Consider the following 25,445-nt stretch of genomic DNA (forward strand, 5'->3'; position numbering starts at 1 on the left):
GCACACTATCCCGTGGCCCAGCCTCTGTCAAATTCGCTCACCCGGCTTGGCGCAGCCCCAGCGCAGCCATCTCCGCAGACACCCCCTCCCACGCCACATCGAACGCCGGCACACTGCGCTCCGGCGGCACGGCATTGGCCCGCAAAGCCCAATGGGCGCCCGCCACCACGCTGTCGATCACGGGCACCCCTACCTGGGACTGCACGGCCGCCGCCATGCCGGCCAGGCCCGCGCCGCCCAGGATGACGGACTGCACGCCCATCTGGCGCACCACGTCGCGGCAGGCCTGGGCCAGCAGCGCACGGGCGGCCACGGGGTCGGCCGCCAGTTGGGCGCCAGTGGGCGCCACGGTGTGGATGCCGGCCAGCGAATGGGCATGGCCCAGGGCCTGGGCCAGGCGCTGCAGCATGGGGCCCCAGCGCTCACCGCCGGTGACGATGGCATAGCGGCCGTGGCGCGCGGCCTCGATGAAAGAGGCTTCGGCCAGGCCGGTGACGGGCACGGGGCTGCTTTCGCGCAAGGCCATGAGGCCGGGGTCGCCGAAGCAGCCGATCAGCACAGCGCTGGGTGCCGAGGACTGGGTAGACAAGTCGAGCGCCCAGGCATCGAGCGCGGCATGCGCGGCCACGGCGTAGCTGGCCTCGCAGGCGATGTAGGGCGCGCCAAAGCGTGCGGTGGCCGTGCGCACCACCACATGCGAGCCCGCAGCGGCCTGCACATGCTGCTGCAGCAGCGCGCTGACCTTGGGCGAAGTGTTCGGATTGATGACCAGCAGGTGGCGCATGCTGCTCAGCCCGCCATTCCCAGCAGGCTCATGAGATCCGGCGCCTCGCTCGCGGGCGGGGTGAACTCCAGCTGCGACTCGATGCGCGCCAAGTGGTCGAGCATGCGGCGCGCGGCCTCCTTGGCGTCGCGCAGGCGGATGGCGTCGATCAGCGCGCGGTGTTCGCGGCAACCGCAGGCGGTGGCCTCCTCGCGCTCGCGCGCATGGCTGGGGCTGTAGGTCATGAGGATCAGCGAGGTGCGCGACACCAGCTCGCGCAGGATGCGCCCCAGCGTCTGGTGCCCGGCAGCCTGCGCGATGTGCAGGTGGAAGTCGCCCGACAGGCGGATGGCGCGGCGCATGTCGCCGCTGGCGCGGGCGGCCTCTTCGTCGTCAATGCAGGCGCGCAGCGCGGCGATGTGCTCGTCGGTGGCGTTGGCGATGAACAGCTCCACCAGGCGCGGCTCCAGCAGGCGGCGGGCCTCGAAGACTTCGAGCGCCTCTTCGGGGGTGGGCTGGGCGATGGACGCGCCGCGGTTGGGCGTGAGCGTGACCACCTGCTCGTTGGCCAGGCGCACCAGCACCGGCCGCACGCGCGTGCGCGACACTCCGAAGGCCGCCGCCAGCTTGTCCTCCACCAGCTTGGTGCCCGGAGGCAGCCGGTGGTCGAGGATGGCCGAGACCATGCGCTCGTACATATCGTTGTCGCTGAACAGGCCGCCCGTGGCTGCAGCACTGTCGGCAGGCAGGTCGGCCGGCTCGGAGGATTTGGCCGCAACAGCACGGCGCCGGGGCTTCGGGGCGGCGGTCATGATGGAATCGTCGGCACGGATGCGCATGGAAGTCTCATGGCGTGCGGCTCAGCCGGCCCGCCCTTTCTTGCGCTGGCCCAACGCCCAGACCAGCGCCAGCGTGATGCCCATGACCACGAATGACACAACCGTGGTCAGCGTGCCCAGCGCGTAGATGGACGGCGTGGTCACCGTGCTGGTCAGGCCCTGCAGCTCCAGCGGCAGCGTGTTCACGTCGCCAATGGCCTGCGAGGTGCGGGCGATCTCGTCCCAGCTCAGGGTGAAGCCGAACATGCCGATGCCCACGACCGAGGGCGCTATCAGCGGCAGCACCACGTGGGCAAAGCCCTGCCAGGGGGTGGCACCCAGGTCGCGCGCCGCCTCTTCGTAGGCCGGGTTGAAGCGGTTGAACACCGCGAACATGATGAGCAGGCCAAACGGCAAGGTCCAGGTCAGGTGTGCGCCCAGGGCCGAGGTGAACAGACCCAGCGAGGTGCCGTAGCCCTCCAGCGTGCTCTCCATGCCCAGCCATTCGAGGGCGGCCTTGATGCCGTTGTCGATGAGCCGGAACTCCAGCCCGATGCCCAGCGAGACGATGATGGACGGCATGATCAGGCTGGCCACGACGATGAAGAACAGCGTGTTGCCCCCCGCCAGCCGCTTGCGAAAGGCCAGGCCCGCCAGCACCGACAGCACCACCGTGCACAGCATCACCGCCACGCCCAGGCCGAGCGAGCGCCACAGCGCCGCGCCGATGTCGACCACGCCCAGCCCCTCGGCCAGCTTGTAGAACCAGTGCAGCGAGACGCCGCGCATGGGGAAGGTGAGCCCGCCCTCGGGGCCCTGGAAGCTCAGGATGAAGATGACGAACATGGGCCCGTACATGAACAGCACGAACAGGCTGAACACGATGGCCAGCAGCCAGAAGCTGGCGGGGCGGGATTCGCGGATGCGGGCTTTCATGCGGATGTCCTGTGGAGGTTGTCGGCGGCGCAGGTGGTGCTCAAAGCTCTTTGCGGATGTCGACCAGGCGCGTGAGCCCCCAGATGATCATCAGCACCACCGCCAGCAAAATCACGGCATTGGCCGCGGCCAGCGGGAACTGCAGGTACGAGGTCTGCACCTGGATGATCTTGCCGATGGAGGCGATCTGCTGGCCACCCATCACGCCGATGGTGACGAAGTCGCCCATGATGATGGTGATCACGAAGATCGAGCCGATGATGATGCCGGTGCGCGAGAGCGGGACGATCACGTTCCACAGCGTCTGCCAGCCGCTGGCGCCGCTGTCGCTGGCCGCCTCGATGAGGCTGCGGTCGATGCGCATCATGCTGTTGAAGATGGGCACGATCATGAACATGGTGTACAGGTGCACGAAGGCCAGCACCACCGAGAAGTCCGAGAACAGCAGCCACTCGATGGGCTGATCGACCATGCCCATGCTGATCAGGCTCTGGTTCACCAGGCCATTGCGCCCCAGCAGCGGCACCCACGAGATCATGCGGATCACGTTGGAGGTCCAGAACGGGATGGTGCACAGCACGAACAGCAGCGTCTGCATGCCCGACGAGCGCACGTGGAAGGCCAGGAAATAGGCCACGGTGAAGCCGATCACCAGCGTGATCAGCCACACGAGAAAACTGAACTTGAGTGTGGAGTAATACGTCTTGAGCGTGACGCACAGGCCCTCCGACGCATCGCCACAGCCCGCAAAGATCGAGATGTAGTTCTTGAACGTGAAGCCGGGCAAGAGCTCGTACTCGTTGAAGTCCCAGAAGCTGACCATCACGATCAGCGCCAGCGGAATAAGGAAGAACAGCGCGAACACCAGCGTGAACGGCGCGGCCTGCCACCAGGCGGCAATGCCGCGCCCGGGGGCGGCGCTCGATGGCAGAGACGGTGTGGTGGTGGTGCTCATGGTGTCTTGGAATAACCTGTGAAAGCCCTGCGCCGCGCGCAGGGCATGCCGCCCCCGCTCGGGGCAGCGGGGCACGCCCTGGCGGGCGTGACGGCCCCTCTTATGCAGCTACAAATTCATTCCATTTCTGGACCATGTAGTTGTTTTCGTCCATCAAGGCGTTCCAGCAGGCAATGCCGCCCATGCGCGCTTCGTAGCTGCCGCCGTCGCGCACCGCGCCGGTCTTGGCCAGCACGTCGCCGCCCGGGCTCTTGATGTCCTGCGTGGCGGGCTTGCCTTCCATCCAGTAGGCCCACTCGTAGGCTTCCATCTTGGACTTGGCGGTCTCCAGCACGGCGCTGTAGTAGCCCTGGCGGTTCAGGTAGGCACCGGCCCAGCCATCGAGGAACCAGTTGATGAACTCGTAGGCGCCGTCGAGCTTGCGACCCGACAGGGTGGCCGGCAGGCCGAAGCCGGCGGCCCAGGCGCGGTAACCTTCCTTGAGCGGCTGGAAGTTGCAGGCGATGCCCTTGGTGCGCACGGCGGTGACGGCCGGGCTCCACATCGACTGGATCACTACTTCGCCCGATGCCATCAGGTTCACCGACTCGTTGAAGTCCTTCCACAGCGCGCGGAACTGGCCCTGCTTCTTGGCCTCGATCAGGGTCTTGATCGTGAGATCGATCTCCTTCTTCGTCATGTTGCCCTTGTCGGGGTACTTGTAGATACCCATGGCCTCGACCACCATGGCGGCGTCCATGATGCCGATCGAGGGAATGTTCAGGATCGCGGTCTTGCCCTTGAACTCGGGGTTGAGCAGCTCGGCCCAGGAGTTGATGGGGCGCTTGATCAAATCGGGGCGGATGCCCAGCGTGTCGGCGTTGTACACGGTGGGGATCAGCGACATGAACTGCGTGGGCGCCGTCGCGAACTTCTTGGACTTCTCGCCTTCCAGGTAGATCACCTTCTTGGGCGCCGTGCCCTGGTCGCCCACGGCCTTGCCGGCCACCATGCCGTTGGTGAACAGCGTGGTGATCTTGTCGGCGTTCTTGATGCGCTTGGTGTCGATGCCCTTCAAGTTGCCCGTGGGCACGATCTTTTTCAGCGAGAAGTATTCGGTGTCGATCAGGTCGAAGCTGTTGGGTGCGGTCACGGCGCGCTTGGTCACGTCGTCGGTGGTCACGGCCACGTACTGGATCTCGATGCCGGTGTCGGCCTTGAACTTCTCGGCGATGGCCTTGTCCTGGTTCACGGCCGTGCCCAGGTAGCGCAGCACGATCTTTTCCTGCGAATGGACGGCCGGGAACACGCCTGCGGCCAGGATGCCCGCCGTGCCCTTGAGCAGCGAGCGGCGCTGCACGCCGGTGGTGTCAGAGGCAACAGCGGGGGAATCGGCACGAGAGTCGTCGGACATGGGAGAGCTCCTTGGTTTGCAAAGTGGAGGGGTGGAAACAGACAGCGGACAACGAAAGAAAGAGGAAAACTCAGGCCGGCACGGCCTGGGCAGTGGCCGTCGCCACGGGCGCGGACACAGGTACCGCCTGCGGGGAGAGAGAATGGGCCTGCTCGGGGGTCCAATGCAGCTGCACCGCCTGCCCCACCGTGTAGGGCTGCGCAGCAAAGGCGGCTTCGGAGACCATCACTGCGTAGGCGGCCGTGGAGTTCGCCGACAGGGCCACGCCCTGCTTTTGCAGGCCCAGCAGCACGTAGGTGCCCTGGTATTCCACGTCGGTGACCACGGCCTGCATGTGCAGGGCCCTGGAGGGCAGCGGCGTGCCCTGCGGCAGCACCTGCAGATGGTCGGTGCGCACGCCGACCTTGCCGTCGGGTGTATCGATCACGTTGTGACCGCCCATGAAGCGCGCCACGAATTCGCTGGCGGGCCGGTTGTAGACCTCGTGCGGCGAGCCCACCTGCTCGATCACGCCGTGGTTCATCACCACCATGGTGTCGGCCAGGGCCATGGCCTCTTCCTGCGAGTGGGTCACATGGATGAAGGTCAGGCCCAGCTCCTTCTGCCAGCGGCGCAGCTCGGCACGCATCTGGATGCGCAAGAACGGGTCGAGCGCCGACAGGGGTTCGTCCAACAGCAGCACGCGCGGCTGGGTGATCAGCGCACGCGCCAGCGCCACGCGCTGCTGCTGCCCACCCGAGAGCTCGGCCGGCTTGCGCTCGGCCAGGTGGCCCATGGCCACGCGCTCCAGCAGATCACGCGCCTTGGCCTGCCGCTCGGCCTTGGCCATGCCCTTCATCTTGAGGCTGAAGGCCACGTTGTCCAGCGCCGAAAGGTGCGGGAACAGCGCGAAGCTCTGGAACATCATGGCCGTGCCGCGCGCGGCGGCGGGCAGGTCGGTGATGTTGCGGTTTTCGAGCAATATGTCGCCGCTGGTCACCGACTCGTGCCCGGCGATCATGCGCAGCGTGGTGCTCTTGCCGCAGCCCGAAGGGCCCAGCAGGCAACAGTAGCTGCCGCTAGCGATGCGCAGGTCGATGGCGTCCACGGCGGGCTTGCCGCTGGCGTAGCGCTTGGTAAGCGCCACGATCTCGATGGCGGTCGGGGGCTGGGCAGGCGTGGTGTCTTGCATGCCATGATCTACGCAATCTGCGTGCCAGCCTTTGCGCACAATGTTTCGCGCAGTTTGTATACAAAATGCACCGATATCGTGCGCAACCGCTCCCGCCTTGGGCCGCGCGGCACCAAAAACGACGTCGCGCTACTACCACATAAGCCATTCGGCACCATCTGCGCACACGGACAGGTGCCAGTGCAGCCCGGTCACTGGCTATACTGGCAAGTCGCAGAAACATTTCCTTACGAGGCGCCCCCCGTCCCACCGCAGTACTGCAGGATGACGAATCTCGACCCTCGCTCCATGATCGCCCTGGCGGGATTCATGTCCGCCCTGATGGCCATCGTGCTGGCTTGCATGCGGCGCTACTACCCGGCCCACATCCGGGGCATCAGCTCCTGGGCAGCGGCACCGGTGTTCTGGCTGGCATCCACCGCACTCTTCAGCGCGCGCAGCCTGGTGCCCGACTGGATGAGCTTGGTAGGCGCCAACATGCTGCTCGTGCTGGGCACCATGACCTACTACATGGGTACCCGCGCCTTTCTGGGGCACGCCCACACCTGGCGCATCTGGGGCGCGGTGCTGACCGTGTGCCTGGGCGTATTCACCTGGCTGTCCTATGGCTGGCCCAACTACAGCGTGCGGCTGAGCTTCTTCACGCTGGTGATGTCTTGCATCTACGGCGCCCAGTTGCGCTTTCTGCTGCGCCATGGGGGCAGCAACTTCCCGGTGCGACTGGTGGAGGTGGTGCTGGTGCTGCACCTCACGGTGCTTCTGGTGCGGCTTGGCTCCATCTTCGCGGGGTTTGCGGGCGACAACCTCATGGAGCCATCGGTCTACCAGAACCTGTACATCGGCGCCTATGCGCTCACGGTGCTCATGCTCTCCATCGGCGCGCTGCTCATGGCCACCGACCGGCTGCGCACCGAGCTTGAACACCTGGCCACGCACGACTCGCTGACCCCGGCCCTCAACCGGCGCGCGCTGCTGCAGCGCTGCGAAGAGGAACTGGAGCGCGCGCGCCGCTACGGCGGCGGCCCCTCGCTGATGATGCTGGACCTGGACCATTTCAAGGCCGTGAACGACAGCTGCGGCCACCAGCATGGCGATGCGGTGCTGGTGCACTTCGTGCAACGCACCCTGGCCGTGCTGCGCACGCCCGACCGCATGGGCCGCTATGGCGGCGAAGAGTTCATGGTGGTGCTGCCCGGCACCGATGCCGTCGCAGCGCTCAACGTGGCCCGGCGCATCCACGCCACGCTGGCCGTGGGCCACCCGCTCGATTGCCGGGTCAGCATCGGCCTGACCCAATGGAACGGCCCCGGCGACACGCTGGACGCCATGCTCGCACGCGCCGATGCCGCGCTGTACCAGGCCAAGGCGCAGGGGCGCAATCAGACGGCTGTAGGCTGATCTACCGAGCGCGCCAGCAGGCGGGCAGCCAGCGCCAATACCGGCGCATCGACCATGCGGCCTTCCAGCCGAAATACGGCCCCGCCGTGTGCGGGTGCTGCCGCCAGCACCCTTCTCGCCCACGCCAGTTCCTGCGGCTGGGGCGCAAAGGCGGCCTGCACCGGCACCACCTGCGCGGGGTGGATGCACAGCTTGCCGCCAAAGCCCATGCGCCGGCTGCGCGCCGTGTCCTCGGCCAGGCGCGCCAGGTCGTCGGTGGCCGTGGTCACGCCATCCACCGGCGCGGCCAGCCCTGCGCGGCGCGAGGCGCGCACCAGCGCCAGGCGCACGGGCAGCAGCTCGGCCTCGTCGGCAGCGCATTCCATGCCCAGATCCACCTGCAAGTCGAGGTGGCCAAACGCCAGGCGCACCACCTGCGGTGCCTGCGCCAGTGCATCCAGCGCATCTAGCCCCGCATTCGATTCGACCAGCGGCACCAGCAGTCCTTGCGGGCCCAGCGCCTGGGCCACGGCGGCCAGCGCCACTGACGACTCGGCCTTGGCCAGCATGGCACCGGCCAGGCCCAGGGCCACGCAGGCGGCCACGGCCGCCACATCGTCGCTGTGCCAGGGCGTGCCGGCGGCATTGGTGCGCACCAGCAGGCGCGCGCGCTGCGCTGGCTCCAAAGCCTTCACGGCGGCCACCAAGGCTATGCGCGCGGCCGCCTTTTCATCGGGCGCCACCGCGTCTTCCAGGTCCACGACCACCGCACCTGCGCCGCTGGCCAGGGCCTTGGCGATGCGCTCGGGCCGGGTGGCGGGCACGAAGAGGAAGGCCGTCGCGCGGGCCATTGCCTGGTGGGTGGACGGCACTGCCATCAGATGGCCTTGCTGGCGCGCAGCGCCGCCAGGTGCCCCTCCCCACGCCCCAGCGAGCGCAGGATGGCCTCGGTGTGCTCACCCACGGCGGGTATCGGGTCCATGCGGTAGTCGAAGCTGCTGTGCGCGCCGGGCGGCAGCAAAGCGTCGAGCGGCCCTTCGGGCGTGTCCACCTGCTGCACGCGGCCGCGCGCCTGCAACTGCGGGTGCGCCCAGACCTCGGCCATGGTGTTCATGCGCGCGTTGGCAATGCGCGCCGCTTCCAGCCGCTCGATGACCTGCGCGGCCGTGAGCGTGCCGAACACGGCGAGGATCAGGGCCCGGAGTTCGGCCCGGTGCGCGTTGCGCCGGGCATTGCTGTCAAAGCGCGGGTCGGCGGCCAACTGCGGCTGCAGCAGCACATGTTCGCAGAACAGCTTCCACTCGCGCTCGTTCTGCAGGCCCAGCATCACCGTGCCACCGTCGCCGGCCAGAAAGGGGCCGTAGGGGTAGATGGTGGCATGCGATGCGGCATTGCGCGGCGGCGGCGTGGCGCCACCGTAGGCGTAGTACATCGGAAAACCCATCCACTCGGCCAGCGATTCGAGCATGGAAACATCGATGCGCGAACCCTGCCCCGTCTTCTCGCGCTGCATCAGCGCGGCAAGCACACTGGTGTAGGCATACATGCCCGCCGCGATGTCGGCAATGGAGTTGCCCGACTTGCAGGGCTCCTCGGGCGTACCGGTCACCGACAGGTAGCCCGCCTCGCTCTGGATCAGCAGGTCATACGCCTTCTTGTCGCGGTAGGGGCCATCGCTTCCATAGCCCGAGATGTCGCAGACGATGAGGCGCGGGTTGTGGGCGCTCAGGGCCTCCCACGACAGGCCCATGCGCGCGGTGGCACCGGGGGCGAGGTTCTGCACCAGCACATCGGCGCTGGCCAGCAGCTCCCACAACACGGCCAGGGCCTCGGGCTGCTTGAGGTCCAGCGTGAGGCTTTCCTTGGAGCGGTTGACCCAGACGAAGTGCGAGGCCATGCCCTCTGCCCTTGTGTCGTAATCGCGCGCAAAGTCGCCGCCGCCAGGGCGCTCGACCTTGATCACACGGGCGCCCAGATCGGCCAGCTGGCGGGTGCAGAACGGGGCGGCGATCGCATGCTCGAGCGACACCACGGTGATGTGGTCCAGGGGGCGGGTCATTGGCTGGCTCCCGTGCTCAGTCGACTGTCGCGCCGGAGGTCTTGACCACCTTGGCCCACTTGGCCAGGTCCTCCTGCAACAGCGCGGCGAATTGCTCCGGCGTGGTCTTGGGCGCGATCTCCACGCCCTGCGCCTCCAGGCGCTCGCGCAGGTCCTTGGCGGCCATGCCCGTGGCCATGCCGTCCTGCAGCTTGGTCTGGATGTCAGCCGGCAGGCCCGCGGGCGCGAACAGTCCGATCCACAGCGTGCCGTTGTAGCCGGCCACCGTTTCGGCGATGGTGGGCACGTCGGGCAACACGGGGGAGCGCGTGGCGCCGCTCACGGCCAGCGCGCGCAGCTTGCCGGCCTTGATATGCGACAGCGCTGAGGGCATGCTCGCGAACACCATCGGCAACTGCCCGCCCAGCACGTCGTTGATGGCCGGGGCCACGCCCTTGTAGGGCACATGCTGCAGCTGGATGCCGGCCATGCTGTTGAGCATTTCACCGAGCAGGTGGTTGAGCGTGCCATTGCCGGCCGATGCGTACTGGTAGTGGCCCGGCTTGGCCTTGGCCAAAGCCACCAGCTCGGCCATGTTGCGCGCCGGGAAGTCGGGGTTCACCAGCAGCACGTTGGGCACGGAACCGATCAGGCCCACGGGCTTGAAGTCCTTGACCGGATCAAACCCAGGGTTCTTGAAGAGGGCCGGGTTGATGGCCTGGCTGCTGCTGATGGTCATGAGCAGGGTGTAGCCGTCCTTGGGCGCCTTGGCCACGAACTGCGTGCCGATGTTGCCACCCGCACCGGGCCGGTTCTCCACCACGGTGGCGCCGCCCAGCACCTCGCCGAGTTTCTGGCTCACCAGGCGGCCCACGATGTCGTTGGTGCCGCCTGCTGCCTGGGGCACCACCATCACGATGGGGCGGCTGGGGTAGCTGGCCTGTGCTGCGGCCCACAGGGGTGCGGCGAGCAGGGCAGCGAGGGCGGTGCGGCGCGCGATGGCGCGGGGGGCGGCGAACTTCATGCGGTTTGTCTCCTTGGCGTGTTCTCGGATGAGCACGGATGTTCGCCGCCCCGCCGCCCGCGCACAATCACGCATTTCAGAACCAAGCCTTCGCCAGAATCGAAACCTCGCACGCGCGGCAGTAACATGCGGCCATGCAATTCGACCTGACCGATCTGCGCCTGTTCGTGCTCACGGCCGAGCAGGGCGCCCTGTCCCGCGCCGCAGCGGCACGGCACCTGTCGCTGGCGGCCGCCAGTGCGCGCATCAAGGCGCTGGAGCAGCAGGCGGGCATGCCGCTGCTGTACCGCGAAGCGCGCGGCATGCGCCCCACGCCGGCGGGCGAGGCCTTCTTGCACCACGCACGCGGCGTGCTGCGCCAGACCGAGCAGTTGCGCACCGACCTGCAGGAGTACAGCGGTGGCCTGCGCGGCCATGTGCGCGTGTTCGCCAACACCACGGCGGTGACGGACTTCATGCCCGAGATCCTGCCCGCCTTCCTCGCGGCCAACCCGCGCGTGAATGTGGAGCTTCAGGAAAAACCGAACGCCGAGATCCCGCGCGGCGTGCTCGACGGCCGGGCCGACATCGGCATCGTCGCGGGCCAGGTGGACACGCTGGGCCTCACCGCCATCTACTTCAGCACCGACCGCCTGGCCCTGGTGGTGCCGCGCGGCCACCGCTTCGCCCGGCGCCGGCGCATGGCCTTTGCCCAGACGCTGGACGAGCCCATGGTGGGCATGCACCCGGCCAGCACGCTGCAGGTCTTTCTGGCCCAGGTCACCGAGCAGCTCGGGCAGCCGCAGAAACTGCGCGTGCAGCTGTCCAGCTTCGACGCCATGTGCCGCATGATCGGTGCCGGCGTGGGCATCGGCATCGTGCCCGAGAGCGCCGCCCGGCGCTACCTCGCCCCCATGGGCCTGGTGCTGATCGACCTGGAAGACACCTGGAGCGTGCGCGAGCGCTACATCCTGGTGCGCGAGGAGGCGCGCATGCCGGCGTATGCGCAGTCGCTGATCGACCTGCTGTGTGCGCACCACCAGAAGGCGCTTGCGGCAGTGCCCGCCAAGGCACGGCGCAAGCGCTGAATCTCAGCCTACGCGGTTGTCCACACCGGCCGATTCGAAGCTAGCCATCTCCGCCAGCACCGCGCAAGCCGACTGCAGCAGCGGCCAGGCCAGCGCCGCGCCCGAGCCCTCGCCCAGGCGCAGGCCCAGGTCGAGCAGCGGCTCGGCCTGCATCTGCGCCAGCATCAGGCTGTGGCCGCGCTCGCCCGAGCGGTGGGCAAACACGCAGCGCTGCAGCACGGCCGGCTGCAGGCGGCTGGCCACCAGCACGGCGGCGCTGGTGATGAAGCCATCGACGACGATGACACGGCGCTCGGCCGCCGCCTGCAGCACGGCGCCCACCAGGGTGGCCACCTCGTAGCCGCCCAGGGCGGCCAGCGCGTCGAAGGGACTCGTGGCTTCGGCGTTCACATCCAGGGCCTGCTGCAGCACGGCGCGCTTGCGCTCGATGCCGGCCGCGTCCAGGCCTGTGCCCGCACCCGTCACCTCGGCCAGCGGCAGGCCGGCCAGGCGCGCCAGCAGCAGCGAGGCCACCGAGGTGTTGGCAATGCCCATTTCGCCCAGCAGCAGCGCATTGCCCGGCAGGCCGCGCACCACCTCCACGCCGTTGGCGATGGCCTGGCCGCACTGCTCAGCCGTCATGGCCGGACCCGCCGATGCATCGGCCGTACCGGGCGCCACCTTGCGCAGCAGCAGGCGCGGCGCACCCGGGGGCGTATCGCGCTCGGCAATCGGCTTGGCCACGCCGCAGTCCACCACCGTGAGGGCCAGGCCGTGCTGGCGTGCGAGCACGCTCACGGCCGCACCGCCGGCCAGGAAGTTCTCCACCATCTGCCAGGTCACGTCGCTCGGAAAGGCCGACACGCCGCGCGCCGCAATGCCATGGTCGCCCGCGCAGACCAGCATCTGCGGCTGCACGAGCTGCGGTGCCTCGGTGCCCAGCACCTGGCCGATGCGCAGGGCCAGCGCCTCGAGCCGGCCCAGCGAGCCCAGGGGCTTGGTCTTGAAGTCGAGGATGTGCTGCAGGCGCGCCGTGAGCGTGGCGTCGGTGATGTCGGCAATGGTGGGGATAGCGAAGGACATGGGTTCGTCAAGTAAGGGAATGGGATCAGGCCACCAGCGCATTCAGCACGCCGGGTTCGAAATGGGCATCCACCGTGCGGGCCAGGCCCTCCATCACGGCGTCGAGCGTGGGCACGGGGGCGGCGCCCTCGCGGCCGAACAGGGCCTGCAGCGCGGCGGGGTCTTCGAGCAGGCCGTGCAGGTACAGGCCGAGCACATTGCCCACGCCGTTCTGCCAGGCCAGGCCAGGCACTACCTCGCGCGCCACGTCGCCACCGGCCGCCATGGCCGGGTGCTGTGCGGTCTGGCCGTGGTGGATCTCGTAGCCGCTGGCGGCGATGCCCGACAGTGCCGCCCAGGCACCCCGCAGCGCGCCGAAGCGCACGGTGCTGCGCTGCACAGTCTTGGCGGGCTCGAACGTGGTGACCAGCGGCAACAGACCGAGACCTGGCGCGTTGCCGTCGATGCCGGCGGTGTCGATCAACGCCTCGCCCAGCATCTGCAAGCCGCCGCAGACGCCGAGCACGCGACCGCCCTGCCCCGCATGCGCAGTGATGGCCTCGTCGAGCCCCTGCGCGCGCAGCCAGGCCAGGTCGGACGCCGTGGCCTTGGAGCCGGGCAGCACGACCCAGTCCGTGGCTTTCAGGCCCGCCAGTTCGGCAGGGCTGCGCACCCACACCAGGCGCACGCCGGGCACGTTCTTGAGCGGCTGGAATTCGTCGAGGTTGCTGATGCGCGGGTAAGCAATCACGGCCACCGTCGTGTGCACCGCGCCGGCCGCCGTGCTGCGGTCGTCGAACACGCCGTCTTCCTCGGGCAGGCCGTGGTGCCACTGCATGGGGATGGTGGCCACCGTGGGCACGCCGGTCAGCTCCTGCAGCATCTGCGGCGCGGGCGCGAGCAGCGTGGCATCGCCGCGAAAGCGGTTGAGCACGAAGCCATGGATCAGCGCACGCTCGTCTTCGGGCAGCAGGGCCCAGGTGCCGTACAGGTGGGCAAAGGCGCCGCCGCGGTCGATGTCGGTCACCAGCAGGCAGCGGGCGCCGCCGTGGCGCGCCACGCGCATGTTCACCACGTCGCTGGCATGCAGGTTGATCTCGGCGGGCGAGCCCGCGCCTTCGATCACCACCACGTCGTTCTCGGCACGCAGCGCGTCGAGCGCAGCAGCGATCTGCGGCCACACGCGCTCGCTGCGGCCACGCCAGGGCAGCGCCGTGAGCTCGGCGCTCACCTGGCCGAGCAGCACCACCTGGCTTTTGGTGTCGGCCTCGGGCTTGAGCAACAGCGGGTTCATGCGCACGTCGGGCACGGTGCGCGCAGCAATCGCCTGGAAATACTGGGCACTGCCGATCTCGCCGTGGCCATGCTCGCTGGCCACCACGCGCGCGTTGTTGCTCATGTTCTGCGCCTTGAACGGCGCGACCTTGTAGCCCTGGTTGCTGTACCAGCGGCACAGCGCCGTGGCCAGCCAGCTCTTGCCGGCGCCGCTGGTGGTGCCAAGCACCATCACGCAGCGTGCCAGGCGGGGGGAGTTGGAAGTGCTCAAGGCAAAGGCCGCACCATGCGGTCCATGATGTGTTCGAGCGCCGCAGCCGCATCGCTGCAGCGCCCGGTGTGCGCCGGCGAGGTCTGGATGATGGCGCTGCGCCTGGCCGTGAGCCAGTGAAAGCGCTGGCGAAACGGCAGCTGCGCAATCGGCCCGCAGCCCGCGTCCCCCGCGCAGATTGCGACGATGGCCGCCAGGTGGCGCCGTACGGTGTCGATGTCCACATGCGGGTCCATCGCCAGCAGGCGCTCCTCGTCCAGGGCGATGGCTGCCTGCAGAAAGCCGCTCTTCTGGCACGAAAGGATGACCCCGGCATTGATGAATTCCTCGCGCTCCACGCGCGGCACCACGCGCACGATGGCGTAGTCGTACACCTCAGCCGCGTGCATCGATGACCCCTTTCAGCCAGGCCTCGCGCCCTTCCAGGCGGGCGCAGAAATGCTCGACATAGGCCTGGCGGTGGCTGGGCGATGCAGCCAGCGGCCCCTCGGCATGCTCGGCCCCGGCAATGGCCAGGAACTCGTCGGGCACATCGGCCAGAATGCCCGTGAGCACCTCGCGTGTGAGCAATGCCGCCAGCTCGCCATCCACCTGGGCCAGTGCAGTGGCCTGGTGCAGCAGCACATGGTCGGCAATCGGCGGGAAGGGCTTGGCCGGCTGCGCCACCGCGCCGTTCCAGGCATGGTGGAAGGTGAGCGAGGCACCATGGTCGATGAGCCAGGGCTTGCGGTGCCACATGAGCAGGTTGGTGTTGCGCGCCGTGCGGTCCACATTGGCCACCAGGGCATCGAACCACACCAGGCGCGAGGCGAAGTCGTCGCTCACCACGTCCACCGCGGGGTCGAAGTTGAGCGCGCCCGAGAGATAGTCGAGGCCCACATTGAGGCCGCCGCTGGCGCGCACCAGGTCCTGGATCTCGGGGTCGGGCTCGGTCTGGGCCAGGCCCGTATCGAGCTCGGCGAGCACGATCTCGGGGATCGGCAGGCCAAGCGCCCGGGCAATGCCGCCCGAAATCATCTCGGCCAGCAGGGCGCGCACGCCCTGCCCTGCGCCGCGGAACTTGAGCACGTACAGCCCCAGGTCGTCGCCTTCGACCACGGCAGGCATGGAGCCGCCCTCACGCAGCGGCGTGACATAGCGGGTGACGGTGATGGTTCTCATCGGGGGTGGTCGCTTTCCTTGGGTTGTGCACCGGATCGTACGGCCATGGCGGCAGGCCATGCGGCGCGCAGCGCATCTTGCGCCCCCGGCGCCAGCACGCCCATGCGCACGGCGCCGGGCAGGCCGAACGAGGCGGCATCGCGCAGCTTGATGCCCGCCGCGCGCAGGGCCGCCAGCGCGCCGGGCAGATCGGCACAGGCGGGCTGCGCGCAGAAGTAGTTGGTCAGGCTGCCCGCATGCACGCCCCAGCCCAGGTCCATGCACAGGGTGAGCTGGCGCTGCTTCCAGTCGCGCAGGGTATCGAGGCTGTGCACCAGCCAGCGCTGCACGCCGGGCTGCACCCAGGCCTGCAGCAGGGCCACACCATGCGCGCCCACGGCCCAGGAAGGGGCCAGCGCCAGCAGCGCCTGCACCTGTGCTGCAGACCCCTCGGGCGCCACGGCATAGGCGGCGCGCACGCCCGTCAGGCCCAGGGCCTTGTTGGGGGTCCACAGCTGCCAGCAGGGCATGGGCGGCAGCGCGGGCGAGCCGGCCCAGGGGCCCGGGCCATCGGTGCCAAGGCGCAGCGGGGCATAGGCACAGTCGAGCACGCGCAGCGTCGCGCCTCCTTCGGCCGGCGGCTTGAGCCATGCGCTCAGGGCAGCATCCTCCCGGCCCAGGGGGCTGGATGGCTCGCAGGCCCATTGCAGAGCGGGTGCGGCGTCCACCGAACGCAGCAGCGCGAGCCCGCGCGCCTGCGCGGCCTGGGCATAGTCGCCGTAGCTGTGCAGCGGCAGGCCCACCTGCACGGCACCCTGCTGCACCGCCAGCGCCGTGATGCGGTGGATGAACTCGCTGGAGCTGGCCGCCAGCACGATGCGCTCGGCCTTTACGCCATGAAAGGCACCAAGCGCCCCGCGCAGCGCCGTGTAGTGCGGGTCGGGGTAGCGCGTGGCGTCGGCCTGCTGCACAGCCAGCAGGGCCTCGGGGCAGGGGCCGCAGGCATTGCTGTTGGTGGAAAAGTCGTGCACGGGCGCACCCAGCGCGTCGGGGCCGCCGTGGTGGTGCAGTGGCATGGCCTGCAACGTCATGCACCCACCCATGCGGACACGATGGTGATCAGCAGGTGGGCGCCCACTGCCAGGGGGATCAGCGACAGCGCCACCAGCGAGCCGAGCTTGGCCGCGCGCCGGGTATCGAGCGGACCCGGGTCGCGTGCACTGGCATTGAGCACATACACCCCGGGCTTGCCGAGCCGCACGCCCAGCGCCAGCGCCATGGCCGCCATGGGCCAACCGCTGTTGGGCGACGGCGTGCGGCGCGCCTGGCGCGCCAACGTGGCCGGCGACAGCCCGCGCGCCAGCACGGCCAGCAGCAGCGCGGTGATGCGCGCGGGCAGCCACGAGAGCACGTCGTCTGCGCGCGCAGCCCACTTGCCGGCCCACTGCCAGTAGCGCCCGCCGCGCATGCCGGGGTAGCCCCACATGGCATCGGCCGTATTGGCCAGGCGGTACAGCGCGGCGCCCGGCAGGCCCAGCAGCACGAACCAGAACAGCGGCGCCACCACCGAATCGTTGAGGTTTTCGGCCAGCGATTCGATGGCCGACTCGCGCACCTGCTCGGCGTTCAGCTCGCTCACGTCGCGGCTCACCAGGCGTGCCAGCTGCGCGCGGCCCTCGGGCAGCGAGCGGGCCAGCGCCGCCTCCACGGCCAGCACCTCGTCGTGCAGCATGCGCCAGGACAGCATCGGCTTGAGCAGCAGCCCGAGCAGCGCCGCCGCAATCACGTCGTGAAAGCGCAGCGCCAGCCACTGCAGTCCCCAAGCTGCGGCCATCACCGTGCCTGCCAGCATGCACCAGGCCAGCGCCATGCACCAGAAGGCCCTGAAATCGCGCGGCACGGGCGCCAGCGGCGCCCAGCGCTCGCCGCACCAGTGCAGGGCCTTGCCCATCCACACCACGGGGTGCACGGCCACCGGTGGCTCCCCGCGCCACCAGTCGAGGGCCAGGGCCACAAAGGGCACCCAGATCAGCACGCGCAGGGCATCCCAATGCATGCCGGGCAGCAGCAGATCGATCAGACCGACCATGGGACCTCCAGCAGTGACAGAGCACTGGTGCGGGTGGCGTCAACGCAATACATCATGGCGGCACGCATGGTACAGAGAGTCAGGCCACGAAGGGCGGCAGCCGGGCCACGATGCCGCTCTTGAGGCGCGCGGGCCGCTCGTTGCGATTGAGCATGCCGTCGCTGGCGCGGGCATGCATGGCGCCGCACTCCAGCACATGGCGCGCCGTTTCTTCATCGGGCTTGAGGTCGCCGAATACGAAGGTGTGCTTGCCGGGGGCCTGGAAGGCGACCGAGCAGGCGCGCCCGCAGCTGCTCAGGCAGGCCACGCCGCGCACGCGCACCTGGGCCCACGCGCCGGTGTCGTCTTCGAGCTGCGCCACCTGCACGGCCTCGAACAGCAACTCGCCGTCGGCCGGCAGTTCGCGCGAGGCACCGGCCGGACGGCAGGTGGTGCAGACGATCACGTCGGTGGGGAAAGGTGTCGGGGATGCGGTTTCGGACATCAGGAAAAGCTCGTGTTCTAGGAAGAAAGGGGTTCAGGCATGCGGTGCTCGGCCTGCCAGCGCGCGGCCCAGGCGCCGCAGCGCCCTAGGGGCCGCAGCGGATCGTCGAAATCCACGACCACGACATGCGTGGCCGCAGCGGGCGCGGCGGGCTGCTCCAGCGTGCGGCCATCGGTCAGCAGCCACAGGCACGACGGTGCGCCCGCGCCGCGCTTGCGCCGCGTGGCGCGCAGCAGGCGCTCGGCCTCGGCCAGGCCCGCCGCCAGGGGCGTGCCGCCACCGCCGCCCAGCGGGCGCACGCGGGCCGTGCCAGCCATACGCGCGGGGCCGGGGGGCAGCAGCAGCTCCACGCCCTGGCCGCCAAAGCACAGCAAGGCCACATGGTCGCCGGCCCGCGCGGCCTGCTCGATCAGGCGCGCGGCATAGCCCTTGGCCCAGGCCAGGCGCCCGCCCTGGCGCATGGAGCCCGAGGTGTCGAGGGCGATCAGGTGCAGGCAGGGCTGCACGGCGCTGGGGGGCCGGCGCCGCAAATGCGCGGCCTTCAGACGCGCCGGGCCCTTGGCCACCAACGTGCGCAGCCAATCGATGCCCGCGCCCTCTGTGTCTGCAGGCCGGGCCACGGCCTGCGGCGTGCGCAGCCAGGCATTGCGGGGGGCTTGCCACCGCCAGCCTGCGCTTGTCTTGGTAGAACCAGGAGAGCGCGGGCCGGGGTGGCTCAGGCTTTTTTTGGCGGCCATGCTCCGGTGCTGCGCACACGCGCCATGGGTTGGGGTTCGGGTGGCAAGGCACCCCAGTCGCCTTCAGGCGCGTTCTGCGACGAGGCAGGGCCCTGCGCGCCGACAGGCGAAGGTTTGGGCGATGAAGAAGGCGGCGGCTGCGTGGCACCGGAGGGTGGTGCCGAGCCGGTGTTGCTCTCCGTGCGCCGGTGCGCCAGCGCCAGTTCGGCCACGGCATCCACATGCGCCACGCCCACACTGTCGGCTTGTTCCAGCGCGGCCAGCGCCCGCGCGGCGCGCAGCATCACCAGGTCGGCGCGAATGCCATCCACCCCGGCGGCCAGGGCCAGGTTCGCGGCATGCTGCACCACGGCGTCCGTCCATTCCAGGCCCGCCAGCGCCGCGCGGGCGCGGGCCACCGATGCGGCGAGTTCGGCCTGCGCAGCGGCATGCTGCGCCACCACGGCCGCAGGGTCGGCATCGAAGGCCAGGCGGGCGCGCACGATGGCCTGGCGCTGGGCCGCATCGGCCGGGTTGTGCAGGGCCACCGACAGGCCGAAGCGGTCGAGCAGTTGCGGGCGCAGCTCGCCCTCCTCGGGGTTCATGGTGCCCACCAGCACGAAGCGCGCCGCATGCTGCTGCGACACGCCGTCGCGCTCCACTGTGTTCACGCCACTCGCGGCCACGTCGAGCAGCGAATCCACCAGCGCATCGGGCAGCAGGTTGACCTCGTCCACATAGAGCACACCGCCGTGCGCGCGCGCCACCAGGCCGGGTGCCAGGCGCACCTGGCCGTCGCGCAGCACGTCTTCGATGTTCAGCGTACCCACCAGTTGCTCCAGGCTGGCCGCCAGGGGCAGCGTGACGAAGGGCGCATCGGGCAGCAGCGCCGCCAGCGCGCGCGCCGAGGTGGACTTGGCCGTGCCGCGCGGGCCGCTGATGAGCACCCCGCCCATGCCGGGGTCGATGGCGGCCAGCAGCAGCGCGCGCTGCAGGGCCTCGTGGCCGACCAGGGCGGTAAAGGGGAACGCGGTGGCAGGCACAGGGGACAAAGAAAAAACGGTCATGGCAAGGGTCCTTCGCCCTGGGTTTCGAGACGGTGCTCCAGCGCCAGCAGGTGCTGCTCGATGCGCTCGCGGTGCTCGCCGGGCTCGGCCCACAGGCCGCGCTGCATGGCTTCGAGCAAGCGCTCGCCGATGCCGCGCAGGGCCAGCGGGTTGTGCTGTTGCAGAAAGTCGCGCGTGGCGTCGTCGTGCAGGTAGGCGTCGGCCACCAGCGCGTACTGGTGGTCGCCCACCACGCCGGTGGTCGCGTCGAAGGCGAACAGGTAGTCCACCGTGGCCGCCATCTCGAACGCGCCCTTGTAGCCGTGGCGCTTGACGCCGTCGATCCACTTGGGATTCACGGCCCGGGCACGCACCACGCGCGCCACCTCTTCACTGAGGGTGCGGATGCGCGGTGCGCCGGGGGTGCTGAAGTCGCCGTGGTACAGCGCGGCCGGCGCGCCGGCCAGGTGCTGCACTGCGGCGGCCATGCCGCCCTGGAACTGGTAGTAGTCGTCCGAGTCGAGGATGTCGTGCTCGCGGTTGTCCTGGTTGTGCAGCACTGCATCCACCGCGGCAAGGCGCTGCTCGAAGGCGGCGCGCGCCGCCTCGCCGTGCCCACCCTGGCCGTAGGCGAAGGCACCCGCACGCAGGTAGGCTTGTGCGAGGTCGTCCGAAGTGCTCCATCGCCCGCTGGCCATCACCTCCTGCAGCCCTGCGCCATAGCCGCCAGGCCGCGGGCCGAACACACGCCATGTGGCGCGGCGCTCGGCGTCCTCGGCGGCCATGCCGCCGGCTTCGCTCTCGGCCGCCTCGCGCCGCACGCGGGCGCGGATGGGGTTCACGTCGTCGGGTTCGTCGTCCTCGGGGATGGCGGCCACGGCACGCACGGCCGTGTCGAACAGGTCGATCACGCCCGGGAAGGCATCGCGGAAAAAGCCCGACACGCGCAGCGTCACGTCGATGCGCGGGCGCTTGCGTATCGCCATGGGCAGTACCTCGATGTCCACCACGCGGTGGCTGCCAGGCGCCCATTTCGGGCGCACACCCAGCAAGGCAAACGCCTGGCCAATGTCCTCACCGCCCGTGCGCATGGTGCTCGTGCCCCAGACCGACAGGCCCACCGCGGTGGGAAAGCTGCCGTGGTCCTGCAGGTGCCGCTCCACCACGCGGTCCGCCGCCAATGCGCCCATGCTGTAGGCCGTGGGCGTGGGCACGGCGCGCGTGTCCACCGAATAGAAGTTGCGGCCCGTGGGCAGCACGTCGGGCCGGCCGCGAGAAGGCGCACCGCTGGGGCCCGGCGGCACGAAGCGGCCGGCCAGTCCGCGCAGCAGCTGGCCCATCTCGTTCGGGCCGCAGGCGTCGAGCCGGGGTGCCAGCACCGCGCGCATGCGCGCCAACACCTGTGCGCTGTGCGGCCACTGCGCGGCGTCCAAGGACGGGCCGACGATGCGGCCCGCGCCGTCCACCGCCAGGTGCTGCTGCACGCACTGCGCGGCCAGCTTTTCGAGCCGCTCGCGCGTGTGGCCCACATGGCGCCAGGGCTCGTCGACCAACACTTGCAATGCCTCGGGACGCGGCCCGGTCCAGGGCGCGGCCCACTCGGGGTTCAGCGGGTCGAAATCGCCAAGGCCCAGGTCGCGGGCCAGCGCCACCAGCAGGCTGCCCTGCCCCGGCGCCGAACCGCCGGGAAAGCGCGCCAGCGCCACGAGCGTATCGGTGCGCTGGCGGTCCTGCGGCGAGCGCCCCAGGATGTGCAGGCCGTCGCGGATCTGCGACTCCTTGATCTCGCACAGGTAGGCGTCGAGCCGGCCGAGCAGGGCTTCGCGCTGCGCGTCGTCGGCCGGCGGCGCAAAGCCAAGCTCCTGGTGCAGGCGGTGCTGCAGCACCTGGTCGAGGATGCTCTGGCGCAGCAGCTTGGCGCGGCGCGGGTCGAGGGACAGGGCTTCGTAGTATTCGTCCATCGCCCGCTCAAGCTGCTGCAGCGGACCGTAGGTCTCGGCGCGCGTGAGCGCGGGCATCAGGTGGTCGATGATGACGGCCTGCGTGCGCCGCTTGGCCTGGCTGCCCTCGCCCGGGTCGTTGACGATAAAGGGGTACAGGTGCGGCAGCGGGCCCAGGATGGCATCGGGCCAACAGGCGGCGCCCAGCGCCACGCTCTTGCCCGGCAGCCATTCGAGGTTGCCGTGCTTGCCCACGTGCACCACGGCGTCCACCGCGAACACGCGGCGCAGCCAGAAGTAGAAGGCCAGGTAGCCGTGCGTGGGCACCAGGTCGGCATCGTGGTAGGTGGCCACCAGGTCCAGGTCGCGTCCACGCGCGGGCTGTATGCCCACGAAGACGTTGCCCAGGCGAATTCCCGGCACCATGAAGCGGCCACTGCGCACGATGGGGTCTGCGCCGGGCGGGCCCCACAGGGCATTCACAGCGTCCTGGCTGGCCTGCGGCAGGGCATGGAAGTCGGCCAGATAGTCGGCCATGGCCAGGCTTTGGCCCGCTGGGCGGTCGGCGTTGGCATTGAGGTTGTTGGTCACGCCCTCCACCAGCTGCGCGATCAGCGCATCGCCGCCCTCGGGCAGCTCGCCGGTGGTGTAGCCGGCATCGCGCAGCGCCTGCAGGATGAGCACGGTGGAGGCCGGTGTATCAAGGCCCACGCCATTGGCCAGGCGCGCGTCGTCGTTGGGGTAGTTGGCCAGGATGAGCGCCACGCGCTTGCCCACGTGCGGCTTGCTGCGCAGCACGCACCAGCGGCGCGCCAGCTCGGCCACGAAGGCAATGCGCTCTGGCTCGGGCTGGTAGCGCACCACGTCGACCTCGGTGCGCTCGCAGCGCCAGGCCAGGCCCTTGAAGCTGATGGCGCGCGCGCCGATGCGCCCGTCCACCTCGGGCAGCACCACCTGCATGGCCAGGTCGCGCGGCGCCAGGCCATGCGGGTCGGCCTGCCACTGCTCTTGCGAGCAGCCAGCGGTGATGAGCTGCAGCACCGGCGCATCGCCGGCCAGGGCGACCGCCGTTGCGTCGTCGTCACTGCCATCGATGGAGGCCACGGCAAAGCTCGTGGCGTTGAGCACCACGCCCACGCCCTGCTCTGCGGCCATGCCCTGCAGCGCGGCCAGGCTCTCGGGGTTCTTGAGCGAATCGACGGCCACGGCCAGGGTGTTGAGCCCGGCCTGCGCCAGCGCTGCCTGCATTGCATCGAACACCGCCGTGTTGCTCGCCTGCAGGTGGGCGCGGTAGAACACCAGCATCGCCACCGGCGCACCCGCCACCCAGGGCGCAGCCGCGGCCGGCGTGTAGGCCATCACCGGCGGCAGCGGGCGGGGCGGCGGCGGGCGTGCGCCGATGCCGAAGGCTGCATGGCCGATCAGCGCGAAAAACGCCAGCGCGTTGTCGCGCCCGCCCTCGCGCAGGCAGCGCCACAGCTGGTGGCAGTCTTGCGGGCTGGCGGTGCTGCGCATCAGCAGTTGCGGGTCTTCGACGTTGTCGCCCGAGAACAGTGCGAGCCACTGGCCGCGCTTGCCGGCCAGCGACATCGCCTGTTCGACCACGTAGGCCCAGTCGCTCGGGCTGCCCAGGTGGTCGATGACGACCACGCGCGCATGGCGCAGCACGTCGTCGACATACATGTCGGTGGACGCAGGCTGGCGCAGCCACATCAGGTTGGCCAGGCGCACGCTGGGGAAGCCCTCGCCCAGGCCGGCAGCCGCGTCGGACAGCAGCGACAGCGTGGTGTCGGCCGCGCTCAGGATGACGATGTCGCCGGGCGTCTGCTCCACGCGCACCAGACCCTGGCCCCCGTCCTCGACGTAGCCACCGGGGCGTGTGGAAAGCAGATGCATGCGGGTCGCCTCAGGCGGTGGTGGTGGCGGATTCGGCGAGCGCCGATTGCAGCTCGGCCTGCAGAGCGGCGGCATCCAGGTGGTCGCCGATCACCACCAGGCGCGTGGCGCGCAGGTCGCCCTCGCGCCAGGCGCGATCGAAATGGCTGTCGAAGCGCTGGCCCACGCCCTGCACCACCAGGCGCATGGCCGCGCCCGGCAGGGCCACGAAGCCCTTGATGCGGTAGATCTCGTGGCGCTGCACCAGCGCGACCAGGGCCTCCACCAAGCGGCCACGGTCGGCCACGTCGAGCGTGACGTGCACCGACTCGAACTCGTCGTGGTCGTGGTCCTCTTCCTCGTCGTGGTGGGTCTTGCGCTCGTCGATCACGTCCTCCACCGCACGGCCCAGGCCCAGCAGCACGCTGGGGTCGATGCGGCCATGCTGTGCGTGCACGAACTTCACGCCCGGCAGGGTCTCGCCGCGCACGATGGCTTCCACGCGGGCCAGGTCCTCGGCGGTCAGGCCATCGGTCTTGTGCAGCACCACCAGATCGGCGGTCGCCAGTTGGTCCTCGAACAACTCGGCCAGGGGCGAGTCGTGGTCCAGGTTCTCGTCGGCGCGGCGCTGGGCGTCCACCGCAACGGGGTCGTCGGCAAACTGGCCGGCGGCCACGGCGGGCGCATCGACCACGGTGATCACCGAGTCGACCGTGAACACGTTGCGCAGCGCGGGCCACTGGAAGGCCTGCACCAGCGGCTTGGGCAGCGCCAAGCCCGAGGTCTCGATCACCAGGTGGTCGATCTGGTCACGGCGCGCGGCCAGCAGCTCCATCACCGGAGCGAACTCTTCCTGCACGGTGCAGCACAGGCAGCCGTTGGCCAGCTCGAACAGCTGGCCGTTCTCCACGCCGTTCTCGTCGCAGCCGATGCCGCAGCTGCGCAGCAGTTCGCCGTCGATGCCCAGTTCGCCGAACTCGTTGACGATGACGGCGATGCGCTTGCCCTGCGCGTTAGTCAGCAGGTGGCGCAGCAGCGTGGTCTTGCCGCTGCCCAGAAAGCCGGTGACGATGGTGGCGGGAATCTTGTGGACTTGCATGGAAGGAATCTCCAGTCAGAAAAATGGGGAAGTAAGGTGGTACGAATCAACGCAAGACTTGCGGCAATCCAAGAAGGCAATCGACCAGCATGTGCGCCGCCTCGCCCAGGCGCGGGCCGGGGCGCGAGAGCAGGTCCATGCGGTCGGCATCGAGCTGGCAGACCTGGTGCTGGCGCAGCGCCTGCATGCCGGCCCAGCCGGGGCGGTCGGCCACGTTGAAGAGGGTGGTCTGCGGTCCGACGACCAGGTCCGGCCCACGGCGCACCACCATTTCGGAATTGACGCGCGGGAAGAGGCCCATGTCGCCGGGCACGATGTTCACAAGGCCCAGGCGCGCCACGGTCTCGCCGATGAAGCTGGCGGCACTGGCCGCCGTGGGGCCCACGCCCACCTCGACGTAGACACTGCGCCCACGCAGGTGGGCCGGCACGCGGCGCGCCGCGGCGTCGAGCTCGCGCTCGATGCGCGCAACCAGCTCGGCCGCACGCGCCGATTCGCCGAGCGACTGGCCCACGCTGATCAGCATGCGCTTGAGATCGGCATGCGTGCGCGCATCGAACACCTGCACCGGCACGCCCAGGGCCGAGAGGCGGTCCCCCGCACGGCTGCGCGGGCCCAGCAGCACCATGTCGGGCCGAAGGGCCACGATGCGCTCGATCTGCGCGTCCTGCAGGCCGCCCACCTTGGGCAGCTTGGCCACGCTGCCGGGCCAGCTCGAATAGCGGTCGGTGCCCACCAGCTCGGCGCAGTGGCCCAGGGCACACACCGCTTCGGTGAGCGAGGGGGAAAGCGTGACGATGCGGTGCTGTTGCTGGGCTTGCGCCAACGGTGTTGCCAGGCCGCCCAGCAGCCCGAGCACGGCCAGCGCCGGCACGGTGGGGTGCAGGCGGCTGCGAGCCATCGGCAGGGACATCGAGGCGTTCATGG

23 protein-coding genes are annotated in these 25,445 nt (G+C 69.7%); 2 read left to right on the plus strand and 21 right to left on the minus strand.

Annotated elements, in window-relative coordinates:
* Window positions 1–37: 37 nt before the first annotated feature.
* From QYL93_RS26445 to QYL93_RS26470, 6 genes are all read right to left on the minus strand, one after another.
* Window positions 38–784 carry an aspartate/glutamate racemase family protein gene (locus QYL93_RS26445; protein WP_305746473.1) on the minus strand — a complete coding sequence of 249 codons (747 nt, stop codon included), beginning with the start codon at window positions 782–784 and terminating at the stop codon, window positions 38–40.
* A gap of 5 nt (window positions 785–789) precedes the next feature.
* Window positions 790–1,602 (minus strand): GntR family transcriptional regulator, encoded by an 813-nt coding sequence (locus QYL93_RS26450; RefSeq protein ID WP_305746474.1) that lies wholly within the window; start codon window positions 1,600–1,602, stop codon window positions 790–792.
* 21 nt (window positions 1,603–1,623) lie between these two features.
* Window positions 1,624–2,517, minus strand: a complete 894-nt coding sequence (locus QYL93_RS26455; RefSeq protein WP_057263804.1) for an ABC transporter permease — start codon at window positions 2,515–2,517, stop codon at window positions 1,624–1,626.
* A 40-nt stretch (window positions 2,518–2,557) separates the two neighbouring features.
* Window positions 2,558–3,472: an ABC transporter permease gene (locus QYL93_RS26460; protein WP_057206278.1), complete on the minus strand. Its 915-nt coding sequence runs from the start codon at window positions 3,470–3,472 to the stop codon at window positions 2,558–2,560.
* 100 nt (window positions 3,473–3,572) lie between these two features.
* Entirely contained in the window at window positions 3,573–4,865 is a 1,293-nt protein-coding gene (locus QYL93_RS26465) for a PotD/PotF family extracellular solute-binding protein (RefSeq protein ID WP_305746475.1), read from the minus strand.
* Between the two features lie 70 nt (window positions 4,866–4,935).
* The gene (locus QYL93_RS26470) at window positions 4,936–6,036 is read right to left on the minus strand and encodes an ABC transporter ATP-binding protein (protein ID WP_305746476.1); all 1,101 of its coding nucleotides are present in this window, start codon (window positions 6,034–6,036) and stop codon (window positions 4,936–4,938) included.
* 264 nt (window positions 6,037–6,300) lie between these two features.
* Here QYL93_RS26470 and QYL93_RS26475 point away from each other — a divergent pair, with 264 nt between their 5' ends.
* Complete coding sequence (locus QYL93_RS26475; RefSeq protein ID WP_235514797.1) at window positions 6,301–7,434, plus strand: GGDEF domain-containing protein; 1,134 nt, start codon at window positions 6,301–6,303, stop codon at window positions 7,432–7,434.
* On the opposite strand, the gene QYL93_RS26480 is transcribed toward QYL93_RS26475, so the two are convergent.
* From QYL93_RS26480 to QYL93_RS26490, 3 genes are read right to left on the minus strand one after another with little or no spacing between them, the layout of a single operon-like run.
* Window positions 7,416–8,291, minus strand: a complete 876-nt coding sequence (locus tag QYL93_RS26480; RefSeq protein WP_305746477.1) for a CoA ester lyase — start codon at window positions 8,289–8,291, stop codon at window positions 7,416–7,418. The two genes, QYL93_RS26475 and QYL93_RS26480, sit on opposite strands and share 19 nt — an antisense overlap.
* Window positions 8,291–9,472 carry a CaiB/BaiF CoA-transferase family protein gene (locus QYL93_RS26485; RefSeq protein WP_305746478.1) on the minus strand — a complete coding sequence of 394 codons (1,182 nt, stop codon included), beginning with the start codon at window positions 9,470–9,472 and terminating at the stop codon, window positions 8,291–8,293. Before QYL93_RS26485 ends, QYL93_RS26480 begins: the two co-directional genes overlap by 1 nt.
* Before the next feature lie 16 nt (window positions 9,473–9,488).
* Entirely contained in the window at window positions 9,489–10,475 is a 987-nt protein-coding gene (locus tag QYL93_RS26490) for a tripartite tricarboxylate transporter substrate binding protein (protein ID WP_305746479.1), read from the minus strand.
* A 134-nt stretch (window positions 10,476–10,609) separates the two neighbouring features.
* Here QYL93_RS26490 and QYL93_RS26495 point away from each other — a divergent pair, with 134 nt between their 5' ends.
* Window positions 10,610–11,542 (plus strand): LysR family transcriptional regulator, encoded by a 933-nt coding sequence (locus QYL93_RS26495; protein ID WP_305746480.1) that lies wholly within the window; start codon window positions 10,610–10,612, stop codon window positions 11,540–11,542.
* 3 nt (window positions 11,543–11,545) lie between these two features.
* Here QYL93_RS26495 and cobT read toward each other — a convergent pair whose 3' ends face one another.
* From cobT to QYL93_RS26555, 12 genes are all read right to left on the minus strand, one after another.
* Window positions 11,546–12,604 carry a nicotinate-nucleotide--dimethylbenzimidazole phosphoribosyltransferase gene (cobT, locus tag QYL93_RS26500; protein WP_305746481.1) on the minus strand — a complete coding sequence of 353 codons (1,059 nt, stop codon included), beginning with the start codon at window positions 12,602–12,604 and terminating at the stop codon, window positions 11,546–11,548.
* Window positions 12,605–12,629: 25 nt separating this feature from the next.
* The gene (locus QYL93_RS26505; RefSeq protein ID WP_305746527.1) at window positions 12,630–14,090 is read right to left on the minus strand and encodes a cobyric acid synthase; all 1,461 of its coding nucleotides are present in this window, start codon (window positions 14,088–14,090) and stop codon (window positions 12,630–12,632) included.
* A 35-nt stretch (window positions 14,091–14,125) separates the two neighbouring features.
* Complete coding sequence (locus tag QYL93_RS26510; protein ID WP_305746482.1) at window positions 14,126–14,518, minus strand: DUF3037 domain-containing protein; 393 nt, start codon at window positions 14,516–14,518, stop codon at window positions 14,126–14,128.
* Window positions 14,505–15,290, minus strand: coding sequence for a HipA family kinase (locus tag QYL93_RS26515; RefSeq protein ID WP_305746483.1), 786 nt, complete (start codon window positions 15,288–15,290; stop codon window positions 14,505–14,507). Before QYL93_RS26515 ends, QYL93_RS26510 begins: the two co-directional genes overlap by 14 nt.
* Window positions 15,287–16,360: an aminotransferase class I/II-fold pyridoxal phosphate-dependent enzyme gene (locus QYL93_RS26520; RefSeq protein ID WP_305746484.1), complete on the minus strand. Its 1,074-nt coding sequence runs from the start codon at window positions 16,358–16,360 to the stop codon at window positions 15,287–15,289. The genes QYL93_RS26515 and QYL93_RS26520 overlap by 4 nt, the downstream gene beginning before the upstream one ends.
* Window positions 16,357–17,358, minus strand: a complete 1,002-nt coding sequence (gene cbiB / locus QYL93_RS26525) for an adenosylcobinamide-phosphate synthase CbiB (RefSeq protein WP_370877042.1) — start codon at window positions 17,356–17,358, stop codon at window positions 16,357–16,359. Before cbiB ends, QYL93_RS26520 begins: the two co-directional genes overlap by 4 nt.
* Window positions 17,359–17,437: 79 nt before the next feature.
* Window positions 17,438–17,842, minus strand: coding sequence for a DUF1636 domain-containing protein (locus tag QYL93_RS26530; protein ID WP_305746485.1), 405 nt, complete (start codon window positions 17,840–17,842; stop codon window positions 17,438–17,440).
* A gap of 17 nt (window positions 17,843–17,859) precedes the next feature.
* The gene (locus QYL93_RS26535; RefSeq protein WP_305746486.1) at window positions 17,860–18,579 is read right to left on the minus strand and encodes a VWA domain-containing protein; all 720 of its coding nucleotides are present in this window, start codon (window positions 18,577–18,579) and stop codon (window positions 17,860–17,862) included.
* Entirely contained in the window at window positions 18,558–19,625 is a 1,068-nt protein-coding gene (locus QYL93_RS26540; RefSeq protein WP_305746487.1) for an ATP-binding protein, read from the minus strand. Before QYL93_RS26540 ends, QYL93_RS26535 begins: the two co-directional genes overlap by 22 nt.
* On the minus strand, window positions 19,622–23,440 hold the full coding sequence (gene cobN, locus QYL93_RS26545; RefSeq protein WP_305746488.1) for a cobaltochelatase subunit CobN: 3,819 nt from the start codon (window positions 23,438–23,440) through the stop codon (window positions 19,622–19,624). Before cobN ends, QYL93_RS26540 begins: the two co-directional genes overlap by 4 nt.
* Before the next feature lie 10 nt (window positions 23,441–23,450).
* On the minus strand, window positions 23,451–24,518 hold the full coding sequence (cobW, locus tag QYL93_RS26550; RefSeq protein ID WP_305746489.1) for a cobalamin biosynthesis protein CobW: 1,068 nt from the start codon (window positions 24,516–24,518) through the stop codon (window positions 23,451–23,453).
* 46 nt (window positions 24,519–24,564) lie between these two features.
* On the minus strand, window positions 24,565–25,443 hold the full coding sequence (locus QYL93_RS26555) for an ABC transporter substrate-binding protein (protein ID WP_305746490.1): 879 nt from the start codon (window positions 25,441–25,443) through the stop codon (window positions 24,565–24,567).
* Window positions 25,444–25,445: the final 2 nt, after the last annotated feature.

This window comes from Acidovorax sp. A1169 (genome assembly GCF_030704685.1).
In the GTDB taxonomy this organism is placed as follows: Bacteria; Pseudomonadota; Gammaproteobacteria; order Burkholderiales; family Burkholderiaceae_C; genus Acidovorax.